11 protein-coding genes are annotated in these 11,850 nt (G+C 66.4%); all 11 read left to right on the forward strand.

Annotated features, from left to right (window positions below):
* The first annotated feature begins 39 nt into the window (after window positions 1–39).
* The 11 genes from RCH10_RS10120 to RCH10_RS10170 all read left to right on the forward strand — a co-directional run bounded on the left by RCH10_RS10120 (window position 40) and on the right by RCH10_RS10170 (window position 11,832).
* On the forward strand, window positions 40–1,929 hold the full coding sequence (locus RCH10_RS10120) for a hypothetical protein (RefSeq protein ID WP_409052266.1): 1,890 nt from the start codon (window positions 40–42) through the stop codon (window positions 1,927–1,929).
* Window positions 1,930–2,019: 90 nt separating this feature from the next.
* Entirely contained in the window at window positions 2,020–3,741 is a 1,722-nt protein-coding gene (gene atzF, locus RCH10_RS10125; protein ID WP_409052267.1) for an allophanate hydrolase, read from the forward strand.
* Window positions 3,742–3,829: 88 nt separating this feature from the next.
* Window positions 3,830–4,831, forward strand: coding sequence for an ABC transporter substrate-binding protein (locus tag RCH10_RS10130; protein WP_409052268.1), 1,002 nt, complete (start codon window positions 3,830–3,832; stop codon window positions 4,829–4,831).
* 2 nt (window positions 4,832–4,833) lie between these two features.
* On the forward strand, window positions 4,834–5,670 hold the full coding sequence (locus RCH10_RS10135; RefSeq protein WP_323497254.1) for an ABC transporter permease: 837 nt from the start codon (window positions 4,834–4,836) through the stop codon (window positions 5,668–5,670).
* Between the two features lie 6 nt (window positions 5,671–5,676).
* Complete coding sequence (locus RCH10_RS10140; protein WP_323499839.1) at window positions 5,677–6,498, forward strand: ABC transporter ATP-binding protein; 822 nt, start codon at window positions 5,677–5,679, stop codon at window positions 6,496–6,498.
* 7 nt (window positions 6,499–6,505) lie between these two features.
* Window positions 6,506–6,712, forward strand: a complete 207-nt coding sequence (locus RCH10_RS10145) for a DUF4089 domain-containing protein (RefSeq protein ID WP_323497252.1) — start codon at window positions 6,506–6,508, stop codon at window positions 6,710–6,712.
* Window positions 6,709–8,136: an AtzE family amidohydrolase gene (locus tag RCH10_RS10150; RefSeq protein ID WP_409052269.1), complete on the forward strand. Its 1,428-nt coding sequence runs from the start codon at window positions 6,709–6,711 to the stop codon at window positions 8,134–8,136. The genes RCH10_RS10145 and RCH10_RS10150 overlap by 4 nt, the downstream gene beginning before the upstream one ends.
* A 42-nt stretch (window positions 8,137–8,178) precedes the next feature.
* Entirely contained in the window at window positions 8,179–8,562 is a 384-nt protein-coding gene (gene hpxZ / locus RCH10_RS10155) for an oxalurate catabolism protein HpxZ (protein WP_409052270.1), read from the forward strand.
* Between the two features lie 127 nt (window positions 8,563–8,689).
* Window positions 8,690–9,802, forward strand: coding sequence for a BMP family ABC transporter substrate-binding protein (locus RCH10_RS10160; protein WP_409052271.1), 1,113 nt, complete (start codon window positions 8,690–8,692; stop codon window positions 9,800–9,802).
* Between the two features lie 10 nt (window positions 9,803–9,812).
* A complete protein-coding gene (locus tag RCH10_RS10165; protein WP_323497248.1) occupies window positions 9,813–10,895 on the forward strand; it encodes an ABC transporter permease in 1,083 nt (360 codons plus the stop codon).
* A gap of 16 nt (window positions 10,896–10,911) precedes the next feature.
* Window positions 10,912–11,832, forward strand: a complete 921-nt coding sequence (locus RCH10_RS10170) for an ABC transporter permease (RefSeq protein WP_409052272.1) — start codon at window positions 10,912–10,914, stop codon at window positions 11,830–11,832.
* Window positions 11,833–11,850 lie beyond the last annotated feature (18 nt).

Here is an 11,850-nt window from a genome sequence, read left to right on the forward strand (position 1 = left end):
CGAGCCCGTTCCTGGTCGGCGCGACAGGTCTATTACTCGGTGAACGTCACCGTCGGCGCCTTGACCACGACGGCCGCCATCACGGCAGCCGACACGTTGCCGAACGGCATCACGCTCAGCGGCACGCCCACCTTGGTCGCGGGCACCACCACGGGTGTCCTGAGCGGCTGCCCCACCAGCGGCAACAACCTCACCGGCTGCAGCGTTGCCAGTGGCGTGGCGCCGGGGACGTTCTCGATCCGCATACCGATCAACGTCGCTGGCACTGCCGTTGGCGCTGGGGGTGGCACCAACACCGTCAACCTGAGTGGCGGTGGAGACCCGTCTTGCACCGCTTCGGCAGGCGAGGCGTGCGATGCAAAGACCGCGGCGATTGCGGTGGTCGCCAGCAACCCGACAGTGCAGATCGTCAAGACGGTTGCCAGCGGGTCGGGCAGCAACCTGTTCGGCTTTGCGTTGAGCGGCCTTTCCGCGCCGACCGACAGCGTGACGGTGGTGGGCGCGACGTCGGGCAACGGCGCTGCCAACCTCACCGGCACCAGCGGCGTCGTGGCAACGCTTCGCGAGACGGCGCCCGCCGGTTGGCCGGCCAACCCGCAGAGCGCGAGTTGCGTCGACGGCAACGCCGGCGTCAGCGGCAACCCTGCCGGCGCCATCGGAACGCTGTCGGGCGCGTTGCTGACCATTCCGGCAGCCAACATGGTCAATGGCGCAGCCCTTACCTGCACCTTCGTGAACGCCTACGCCTTCAGCGTGACCGGCCGTGTCTTCACCGACAGCGGTGCCGGCGCAGGCATCGCCAACGACGGCGTGCTGAACGGCGCCGAAGCCGGCGTGTCGGGCGTGACGCTGAAGCTGCTCGATTGCGGCAGTTCGAGCCTGATCGCCACGGCCGTCACCGACGGCGCGGGCCGTTACTCGCTGGCGGTGCCGTTCGCCACCGCGGTCGGCAACAACCTGTGCGTCCAAGAGACGACGCCCGGCACATGGCTCTCGACCGGTGCGTCGGTCGGCTCCGTCGCGTTGCCCGCGGGCTCGCTCGTCACGACAGGAGGTACCGGCTACACCTACACCCGCGCGGTGCCGCTGGATGTCATCGCTTTCGCATGGAACGGCAGCGGTCACGCCGACTTGAACTTCGGCGACGTACCGCCCAACACCTTCGCGACGGGGGAGGTCAAGAGCGGCATCGCAGGCAACACCGTGAGCTATCCGCACAGCTTCTCTGCACGCAGCGGCGGCTCGGTCGGGTTCGCCATTGCCTCGTCGGTCAGGTCGCCGCCGCTGAGCGGCTGGAACGAGAAGATCATTGCCGACCCGGGCTGCACCGGTACGCTGCAAGCCGGCGCCGCCATGCTCTATCCGCCCTCGGTATCGATGGTTGTCACGGCGGGCCAGCCGGTGTGCATCCTGGTGCAGGTCTTCGTGCCGGCGACCGCGCCCGCCGGCTACACCGACAACGCTTTGGTCCAGGCGAGCTTCAGCTACACCGGCGCGATGTCCGCATTGACGGCCACTTACACGCTGAACGACCTCACTACCGTTTCGGGCGGCGCGCTCGACCTAAAAAAGGAAGTTCGCAACCTGACGCAGAACGGCGTCTTCGGCTTCGACAACCTGGCCAAGTCGGGTGAAACGCTGGAGTACCGCATCACCTACACCAACAATGGGCCGGCGCCCATCACGGGGCTCGACGTCAACGACGTGACGCCCAGCTACACCACCTTCGTCGCGGCGACCGCAGGCTCCACGCCAGCGGCATTGACCGCCTGCGCCAAGCGCACGCCGGGCAACCCTGCGCCACAGCCGACCGTGCCGTGCGCCACCGTGCAGTCGACCGGCGGCACCGGACCCCTGCGCTGGAGCTTGACCGGGCCGCTCGATCCGGGCGCCAGCGGAACGGTGCTGTTTTCCGTCAAGCTCGACTGATCGTTCGCTCGCGCCGCCTTCCGCCCGCCGTGAAAATGCGCTGGCACGTCGCTTGCATGTCATCTTGTACACAAGACGGGATGCCTGACGATGGTGCATACGAAAATCGACGCGACCGCGACCGCCTGGATCAAGCGGTTCGACACTCCGGTTGCAAGCGCGAGCGCCGGGTCGGGCACGACGGGCGCACTGGCCGGCCTGCGCTTCGCCGCCAAAGACAACATCGACGTGGCCGGCATCGCCAGCAGCGCGGGCTGCGCCGCGTTCGCTGACTTCCGCGCAACGCCAACTTCGCATGCGCGTGTGGTGCAGCGCCTGCTCGATGCCGGTGCGAGTTGCGTCGGCAAAACCAATCTCGACCAGTTTGCCTGCGGCCTCAACGGCACGCGTTCGCCCTACGGAGCGGTCCCCAACAGCTTCGATGCGCGCTATGTCTCGGGCGGCTCGAGCTCAGGCTCTGCTTACGTTGTCGCGACCGGGCAAGTCGACTTCTCGCTCGGCACCGACACCGCAGGCTCCGGCCGCGTGCCGGCCGGGCTCAACAACATCGTCGGCATCAAGCCGTCGCGCGGGCTCATCAGCGCACGCGGCGTGGTGCCGGCGGCGCAGAGTGTCGATTGCGTTTCGATCTTCGCTCGCACCGTGGGGCTGGCGCTCAAGGTGCTGCACGCGGCAAAGGGCTTCGACGCGGCGGACCCGTACGCGCGAGCACTCGAACTGACGAACGTACCGTACCCGAAGCGCTTTAGATTCGGCGTGCCGTCGACGCTGGCCTTCTTCGGTGACCACGCCTCGGAGGCCGCGTTCGCTGATGCCGTCGCGCAGCTGGAGAACATGGGAGGCATCCAGGTCGCCATCGACTACGCACCTCTCGCGGAGATCGCCGCGCTGCTCTACGACAGCGCACTGGTCGCCGAGCGCTACGCCGCGGTGCGCGAGTTCTTCGACGCGCACGAGGCCGAGGTGATCGAGCCGGTGCGCGGCATCCTCGCTTCCGGTCGTGGTTACAGCGCGGCCGATCTGGTCGAGGCACAAATCAAGCTGCGCACACTGGCCCAGCGCGTCGCCCCAATGTGGAACGACATCGACCTGCTGCTGGTGCCGACCGCGCCGACGCACTACACGATCGAAGCGATGCAGGCCGACCCGGTCGTGCTCAACCGCAACCTCGGCGCCTATACCAACTTCGTCAACCTGCTCGACTACGCCGCGATCTCTGTGCCGAGCAGCTTGCGGCCCGACGGCATGCCGTTCGGCATCACGTTGATCGGCCTGTGCGGCAGCGACTTGCAACTGGCGGAACTGGGCCAGCGCTATCACCACGCAAGCGGGCTCACGCAAGGCGCGACTGGCGAGCCGCTGCCGGCGCCCGTCGACGTGTTCGCGAACGCATCGATGGCCCCGGCAACATCAGCGCCTGCCATGGCGCGCGTCGCCGTCGTCGGCGCTCATCTGTCGGGCATGCCGCTCAACAGCCAACTTGCCGACCGCGGCGCGACGCTCGTCGCCAAGACGCAAAGCGCACCGAGCTACCGCCTCTACGCCTTGCCCGGCACCGTGCCGCCCAAGCCCGGCATGGTCCGCGTCGCGCCGGGCGAAGGCGTCGCGCTCGAACTCGAAGTGTGGGAGATGCCGATGGCGCAATACGGCAGCTTCGTTGCGCTCATTCCTGCGCCCCTCGGCATCGGCACGCTGGCACTGGCCGATGGCAGCAGCGTGCAGGGCTTCGTCTGCGAAGCGCTGGCGCTCGACGGTGCCGAAGACATCTCGCATCACGGTGGCTGGCGCAGGTACATCGCTTCGCGCTCATGACGCCTGCCCTTCTTCGCCTTCGCCTTCTTCTCCCGCCTTTTCCCTTGTCCTTTTCTCTACCGTCCCATTCAACGAGGAGCCCGAGTCCATGAGCAACCCCGAACAGTTTCATCGCGCATCGCGCCGGCAGCTTTTGCAGGCGGGCGCCGCGGGGGTCGCCGTGCTGGCAGCACCGGCCATCGTGGGCGCCCAGACCGGTCCGAAAATCCGCATCGGCTTCTGGCCCGTCGCGGCCGGGCTGCCGTTTTTTGCCGCCCTTGAAAAAGGCTACTTCAAAGAAGCCGGCCTCGACGTCGAACCGCTCAAGTTCGCGGGCGCGCAGCAGGTGATGGAAGCCATGCTCTCGGGCCGCGGAGATGGCAGTGCCAACGGCACCGGCACGGCCAACCTTGCCATCGGCGAGATCGCGCAGCCCGGCCTGTTCAAGATCTTCTGCACCAACCCGAGCAACGTGAAGTACGTGCTCGACGAGTTCATCACGGGCAAGGACAGCGCCATCAAGACGATGGCCGACCTGAAGGGCAAGCGGGTCGCCTCCGGGCCCGGCATCCAGAATACGACGCTGTGCAAGACCATGCTGGAGCGCGCCGGCGCAACCGGCGCCACGGTGACGGAGCTGCCCATCGGCCAGCACGTCGCCTCGCTGGTGGCGGGCCAGGTCGACGCCTGCTACACGCTGGAGCCGACCGGCACCATCGGCCGCATGAACGGCACCACCCGCGTCATCGAAGCGGGTGTCGTCGCCAAGTACATCCTGGGCGATCCGATGGCGCCATGGCACGGCGGCGCGGGCAGCCTCACGACCGAGTTCATCAAGAAGAACCCCGAAGTCTCGAAGAAGTTCATCGCGGCCTATGCACGCGGTGTCGAACTCGTGCGCACCAAACCCGACGAAGCCCGTCAGTTCATGAAGGGCTACACCGCCATCGAAGGACCGCTCACCGCCGAGGTGCCACTGGCCTCCTACATGCTCTACAACGAATTCAAGCCGAGCGACATCGCCTACTTCCAGAAGTTCTACGACCTGTTCAGCGACAAAGGCATTTTCGAGAAGAAGGTGCCGGTCGAGCCGCTCATCTACAAGGCATGACCATGGCCGATGCCACCACGACCACAACCACGGGCGTACCGTGGACGCCGCCGGCCGGCGCTGCCGCCGTCTCGGTTTCCACGGCACCCGCCTGGGACCGCTTCCTGCCCTTCATCGGGCCGATCGCGCTGTTCATCCTGTGGGACCTGGTGGTGCGTTTCGGCTTCATCAAGCAGATCCTGCTGCCGACCCCCATCGACACGCTGCATGCGCTCGCGACCGGCCTGGCTGGCGGCCCGCTGTTGCTCGACTTCGCGGTCACGGTATGGCGCACGTTGCAGGCTTTCGTGATCGCGGCCGTCGTCGGCGTGCCGCTCGGCGTGCTGCTCGGCAGCAACGAGAAGGCGTACCGCAGCGTCGAGTTCCTGATCGACTTCTTTCGATCGACGCCCTCGTCCGCACTGATCCCGTTGTTCCTGCTGATCTTCGGCGTGTCGGACGTCAACAAGGTGGCGATCGCCGCCTTCGGAGCCTTCCTCATCGTGATCTTCAACAGTGCCTACGGCGTCATCAATGCGCGCAAGCAACGCGTGATGGCAGCCAAAGTGATGGGCGCATCGCGCTGGCAGGTGTTCAAGGATGTGCTGATCTGGGAGAGCCTGCAACCCTCATTCGTCGGCTTGCGTTCCGCCGTATCGATGGCGCTGGTGATCGTGATCGTGGCCGAGATGTTCATCGGCTCCGACAGCGGCCTCGGCCACCGCATCATCGATGCGCAGCAGGTGCTCAACGTCAAGAGCATGTACGCGGCCATCCTGGCGGCCGGCGCGCTGGGCTATGCGCTCAACATTCTTTTCCTGGTGGCCGAGCGCCGCATCGTCCATTGGTCGGGGAGGTAAATCACCATGAGCGCAGTCTTGAACGGCCCTGTTTTTGCCGACGTGCCGCAACCCAAGTTCCAGCCCGGCCCGGCCGGCACGCACATCACGATCCGCAGCCTGACCAAGTACTTCGCCGGCTGGCCGCTGTACGAGAACTTCAACCTCGACATTCCCAAGCACGCGATCGTCTCTGTGTTCGGGCCCAACGGCTGCGGCAAGTCGACCCTCATCAACATGATCGCCGGGTTGGTCCCGATCGATGCCGGCGAGATCCTGTTCGACGGCAAGCAGCGCAAGGACACCAAGATCGGCTACGTGTTCCAGAACTACCGCGAGGCGATGTTTCCGTGGATGCGCACCATCGACAACATCGCCTATCCGCTCAAGCTGGAAGGCAAGAGCAAAGCGGAAGTCGACCGCCGCATGGCCGAGCTGGTGGCGTCGTTCGACGTCAAGTTCGACCTGAAGCGCTACCCGTACGAGCTCTCTGGCGGGCAGCAACAAACGGCGTCGATCATGCGGGCGCTGGCGCCCAACCCGGAGGTGCTGTTCCTCGACGAGCCGTTCTCGGCGCTCGATTTCGAGATGACACTGTTCATCCGCGAGAAGCTGCAAGAGGTCTTCATGAAGACCGGCACCACCATGTTGCTGGTGTCGCACGACCTCGAAGAAGCGGTGTACCTGGCCGACCAGGTGCTGCTCCTGACCAAGCGCCCGACCAGGGTGGCCGAAATCTTGCGTTACGGCGATGCACGGCCCCGCACCCTCGAGACGCTGAGCGAGCCGAGCTTCGTGGCCATGAAAAAGCTAAGCCTCGAAATCTTCCAGCGCGAAGTCAGACGATGAGGTTGCCATGACGCCTGTGCAGATCGAAACCTATGTGGATGCGGCAGCGGCCGCGCTGGGGCTGCGGCTTTGGCCGGAGCACCGGGCGGGCGTCCTCGGCTACTTCACGCTGGCAGCAGGCTTTGCCGACATCGTCGAGGCGGTGCCGTTGGCGCCTTCGCACGAGCCCGCGGTGACGTTCGTGCCCGTGAGCCCGACGGAGCAAGAGCGATGAACCCCGAAGCGTTTCTGGCCAGCGGTGCGTCGTCGATGGCCGATGCGGTGCGGGCTAACGAGGTCAGCGCGGTGGCGCTGGTGCAGGCCAGCCTGGAGCGCATCGCCGCGACCGACAGCCGCATCAACGCGTTCACCGAAGTGCTGCAGGCGCGGGCGCTGCGGCGCGCGTCGCAGGTCGATGCATCGCTGGCTTCGGCCAACGGCGATCGCACGCGCGAGCTGCCGCTGCTGGGCGTGCCGTTCGCCGTCAAGAACCTGTTCGATATCGCCGGCATCGCCACGTTGGCCGGCTCGAAGATCGAGCGCGAGAGTGCGCCAGCCCGCAGCGATGCGGCACTGGTGCGGCGCCTCGAGAGCGCTGGCGCGGTGCTGGTCGGTGCGCTCAACATGGACGAGTACGCCTACGGCTTCACCACCGAGAACAGCCACGTCGGCCCGGTGCGCAACCCGCACGATCGCACCCGCATCGCGGGCGGCTCGTCGGGCGGTTCGGGTGCTGCGGTGGCGGCGGGGCAGGTGCCGCTGACGCTCGGCTCGGACACCAACGGATCGATCCGCGTGCCGGCATCGCTGTGCGGTGTGTTCGGGCTCAAGCCGACCTTCGGCCGTCTGCCACGCACCGGCAGCTATCCCTTCATTTCGAGCCTGGACCACCTCGGCCCGTTCGCGCGGTCGACCCGTGACCTGGCGCTGGCCTACGACGCCATGCAGGGGCCGGAGGGCTTCGGCCATCGCGACCCCGGTTGTGCGCAGCGCGATGTCGAGGCCGTCGTCAAAGATCTCGACCTCGGCGCGCAAGGGCTGCGCATCGGCGTGCTCGGCGGCTACTTTCGAGAGCACGCAGGGCCGGAAGCGCTGGTCGCGGTCGATCGCGTGGCCGACGCGCTGGGCGCGGTCAGCACGGTGATGTTGCCGATGGTCGATGCCGGCCGCGCGGCGGCGTTTCTCATCACCAACTCCGAAGGTGCGGCGTTGCACCTGAACGATTTGCGCAAGCGGCCGCATGACTTCGAGCCGCTGTCGCGCGACCGATTTTTAGCCGGTGCGTTGCTGCCGGCCGCGTGGGTTGCGCGCGCCGAGCGCGTGCGCCGCGCCTACGCCGAGGCGGTGGCGCGCGTGTTCGAGCGCTACGACATCCTGCTGGCCGCGGCAACGCCTTCGGCTGCCACGCCCATCGGCGCGGAGTGGTTCGAGATCAACGGACAACGCCTGCCGGTGCGGCCGAACATGGGGCTGCTCACGCAACCCATTTCATGCGTGGGGCTGCCGGTGTGCGCGGTGCCGGTGTGGGGCGCCCACGCGACCTTGCCGATCGGCGTGCAGGTGATCGGCGCACCCTGGCGCGAAGACCTGGTGCTGCGTGTGGCCGCGGCACTCGAAGCCGCCGACGTGGTGCACGCGCCGGTGGCCTCTTTGAGTTGAACCGAACTGAACTGAACTGAACTGAACTGAAGAAGCATCCTCATGTCCCTGCAACCTGCTATCAACCTGCCCGACGTCGTCGCCGAAGTCGTTGCTGCGTTCCGGCGCTACGAAGACGCGCTTGTCACCAACAACGTCGGGGTGCTCGACGAACTGTTCTGGGACAGCCCGCTCACGCTGCGCTACGGCGCCGGCGAAAACCTCTACGGCCATGAAGCGATCCAGGCGTTCCGGGCCGGGCGCCCCGCCGTGGGGCTCGCGCGCGAATTGCTGCGCACCGTCATCACCACTTATGGGCACGACTTCGCGACCGCCAACTGCGAATTTCGCCGTGCCGGCAGCGAGCGCACCGGCCGCCAGAGCCAGACCTGGATGCGCACACCAGAGGGCTGGCGCGTGGTGTCGGCGCATGTGAGCCTGCTCTGAAATCGACGCCGGTTTCGGCGCGCTTCATCTCGGCACACTTCGTGCATACCTTCTTGTATCCAAGATGCGCCAGTCCAGGATGCATTGGAGGATCAACCCGCAAGCCGTCCCAAAACCGGAGAGAGCCATGAAGAGTCAATTCAACCGTCGCGATTCCCTTAAGTCACTCGCCGCGCTGGGCGCAGCGGGCACCCTCGGAGGATTCAGCGCATTCGCCAGCGCACAAAAGCCACTCACCGTCGGCGTCATCTACGTCGGCCCGCGCGACGACTACGGCTACAACCAGGCACACGCCCAGGCCGCGGCCGAGATCAAGAAAATGCCTGGCATCAAGGTGGTCGAAGAAGAGAACGTGCCTGAGACCGCAGCGGTGCAAAAGACCATGACCGGCATGATTTCGCAGGACGGCGCCAAGCTGCTGTTCCCGACTTCTTACGGCTACTTCGACCCGCACATCCTGGCGCTCGCCCCCAAGGACCCCGATGTACGCTTTTCGCATTGCGGCGGCCTGTGGACCGAGAGCATGCCCAAGAATGTCGGCAGTTTCTTCGGCTACATCGACGAGTGCCAGTTCCTGAACGGCGTGATTGCCGGCCACATGAGCAAGAGCGGCAAGATCGGCTTCGTGGCGGCCAAGCCGATCCCGCAGGTGTTGCGCAACATCAACGCCTTCACGCTGGGTGCGCGCTCGGTCAAGCCCGGCATCACCTGCAGTGTCATCTTCACGGGTGAATGGTCGATGCCGGTGAAAGAAGCCGAAGCCACCAACAGCCTGGCCGACCAGGGCTGCGACGTGTTCACGATGCACGTCGACGGCCCCAAGGTGGTGGTCGAGACCGCCGCCAAGCGCGGCAAGATGGTTTGCGGCTACCACGCAAGCCAGGCCAAGCTGGCACCGCAGGCCTACCTCACCGGCGCCGAATGGAACTGGCTCACCGCCTACAAGACCATCATCGAAGCCGCGCAAACCGGCAAGCCGCACCCCAACTTTTTGCGTGGCGGCCTGAAGGACGGCTACGTGAAGATGTCGGCTTACGGCCCGGCCGTGACCGACGCCGCCAAGAAGCAGGCCGACGACGTCAAGGCCAAGATGATCGCCGGTACCTTCGACATCTTCAAAGGCCCGCTCAAGGACAACAAGGGCAAGGAAGTGCTGGCGGCTGGCAAGACGCAAAAGCAGACCGACATCGAACTCGAAAAGATGAACTACCTGGTCGAGGGCGTGAACGGCAGCTTCTAAAGGCTCGACGATGCGCAACGCCCTCCGCGAGATCGCCCTGCCGGTGTTCGCCATCGTGGCGGCGCTGCTGCTCTTCGGCCTGTTGGTCGCCTTTGCCGGGGTCGATCCGGTGGAGGTGTGGGTCGTGCTCTTCAAGGGCGCGTTCGGCGACTGGTTCTCATGGCAGAACACGTTGCAGCGGGCGGCGCCGCTCATGCTCACCGCGCTGTGCGTGGCCATCCCGGCGCGGGCCGGGCTGGTCATCATCGGCGGCGAAGGGGCGTTGGTGCTGGGCGGACTCGCCTGCGCGGCATTGGCCCATGCCGTCCCGTTGCCTGCCAACGTCATCGGCACCGTGCTGGTGTGCATCGCCGGCGCCATCGCCGGGGGGCTGTGGATCATGCTGGCGGGCTGGTTGCGACAGTACCGCGGCATCAACGAAACCATCAGCAGCCTGCTGCTGGCCTACATCGCCATCGGCATCTTCAAGCACCTGGTCGAAGGCGTGCTGCGCGACCCGGCTAGCCTGAACAAGCCGTCGACCTATCCACTGCCCGAAGCCTTGCGCATCGGCGGCATCGGCGGCTCGGACATTCACTGGGGTCTGGTCATCGGCATCGTGGCCTGCATCGGGCTCGGGCTCTGGCTGCGCATCACCGCGTCGGGTTTTGCGATTCGCGTGGTCGGCGGCAACCCGCGCACCGCGCAGCTGGTCGGGCTGCCTGCGACGAAGCTGATCCTCGCTGCGTGCGGGGTCGGCGGTGCGTGTGCCGGCGTGGCCGGTGCGGTCGAAGTCGCTGCGGTGCACACCAACGCCAACGCGTCGCTCATCGCGGGCTATGGCTATGCCGGCATCCTGGTGTCGTTCATCGCGCGGCACAACCCGATCGCGGTCATTCCGGTCGCCATCCTGTTCGGCGGCTTCGGCGCGGCCGGCAGCTTGCTGCAACGGCGGCTCGGCTTGCCCGATGCGTCGGTGCTGGTACTGCAGGGCATCGCTTTCGTCCTGATCCTGGCGAGCGAAGGGCTCCGGATGATCGACTGGAAGAAGCTGAGCGCGAAGACGCTCGGTGCGGCCTCGGCGAAGAAGACCAACACCGTGGAGGCTGCATGACCGCTGCCCGTTCAACATGACCGCCGACCAGTGGGTGGCGCTTGTCGCAGGCATCGTCGGCGGTGCTTTGCGCGTTGGCGCACCGTTCCTTTTCGTCAGCCTGGGTGAATGCCTGACCGAGAAATCGGGCCGTATCAACCTGGGCCTCGAGGGCGTGCTGGTGCTGTCGGCGATGGCGGCTTTCGGCGGTGCGTATCTCACCGGCTCGCCCTGGCTCGGCGTGTTGATCGGCGCCTGCGCCGGCGCGGCGCTCGCCTTGCTGCACGGCTTGTTGTGCTCGCTTGACGGCGTCAACGACGTCGCGACCGGCATCGCGTTGATGCTCTTTGGCACCGGCCTCGCGTTCTATCTCGGCAAGCCGCTGATCCAGCCGCAAGCGCCGCAGATCCCGGCGATCCCGCTCGGCGACTGGAGCGACAACCCGGTCGTTCGCTCGGCGCTGCAGCTGAACGCGCTGGTGCCGATCGGCCTCTTGCTCGCGGTCTTTCTGTGGTGGGGCTTCGCACGTACGCGCGCCGGTCTGCTGGTGCGCATGGCGGGCGATTCGGCCAACGCCACGCGGGCGCTCGGCTACTCGGTGGCGGGCATTCGCATCGCGGCCACCACGGCAGGGGGCTTCATCGCGGGGCTCGGCGGTGCGTCGCTCACGCTGTTCTATCCGGGCAGCTGGAACGAAGGCATCTCCAGCGGGCAGGGCTTGATCGCGGTGGCACTGGTCATCTTCGCGCGCTGGAGCCCGCTGCGGTGTGTCGGCGCGGCCTTCCTCTTCGGCGGTGCGGGCGCCATCGGGCCGGCGCTGCAATCGGTCGGCGTGGGCTGGGGCTACCACCTCTTCAACACGGTGCCCTACGTACTCACGCTGGTGATACTGGTGTTTACCTGCAAGCCTGGCAGTGTCGCGATCGGCAGCCCGGGCCAGTTGTCTTCGACGCGCTGATCGTTCGGCGCGCCAACC

This window comes from Variovorax sp. GrIS 2.14 (assembly GCF_046115955.1).
In the GTDB taxonomy this organism is placed as follows: domain Bacteria; phylum Pseudomonadota; class Gammaproteobacteria; order Burkholderiales; family Burkholderiaceae_C; genus Variovorax.

Excerpts from the sequence above, each read along its gene's own strand:
- atzF (WP_409052267.1), top strand. The coding sequence starts at position 2,020 with ATGGTGCATACGAAAATCGACGCGACCGCGACCGCCTGGATCAAGCGG.
- RCH10_RS10130 (WP_409052268.1), top strand. The coding sequence starts at position 3,830 with ATGAGCAACCCCGAACAGTTTCATCGCGCATCGCGCCGGCAGCTTTTG.
- RCH10_RS10135 (WP_323497254.1), top strand. The coding sequence starts at position 4,834 with ATGGCCGATGCCACCACGACCACAACCACGGGCGTACCGTGGACGCCG.
- RCH10_RS10140 (WP_323499839.1), top strand. The coding sequence starts at position 5,677 with ATGAGCGCAGTCTTGAACGGCCCTGTTTTTGCCGACGTGCCGCAACCC.
- RCH10_RS10145 (WP_323497252.1), top strand. The coding sequence starts at position 6,506 with ATGACGCCTGTGCAGATCGAAACCTATGTGGATGCGGCAGCGGCCGCG.
- RCH10_RS10150 (WP_409052269.1), top strand. The coding sequence starts at position 6,709 with ATGAACCCCGAAGCGTTTCTGGCCAGCGGTGCGTCGTCGATGGCCGAT.
- hpxZ (WP_409052270.1), top strand. The coding sequence starts at position 8,179 with ATGTCCCTGCAACCTGCTATCAACCTGCCCGACGTCGTCGCCGAAGTC.
- RCH10_RS10160 (WP_409052271.1), top strand. The coding sequence starts at position 8,690 with ATGAAGAGTCAATTCAACCGTCGCGATTCCCTTAAGTCACTCGCCGCG.
- RCH10_RS10165 (WP_323497248.1), top strand. The coding sequence starts at position 9,813 with ATGCGCAACGCCCTCCGCGAGATCGCCCTGCCGGTGTTCGCCATCGTG.
- RCH10_RS10170 (WP_409052272.1), top strand. The coding sequence starts at position 10,912 with ATGACCGCCGACCAGTGGGTGGCGCTTGTCGCAGGCATCGTCGGCGGT.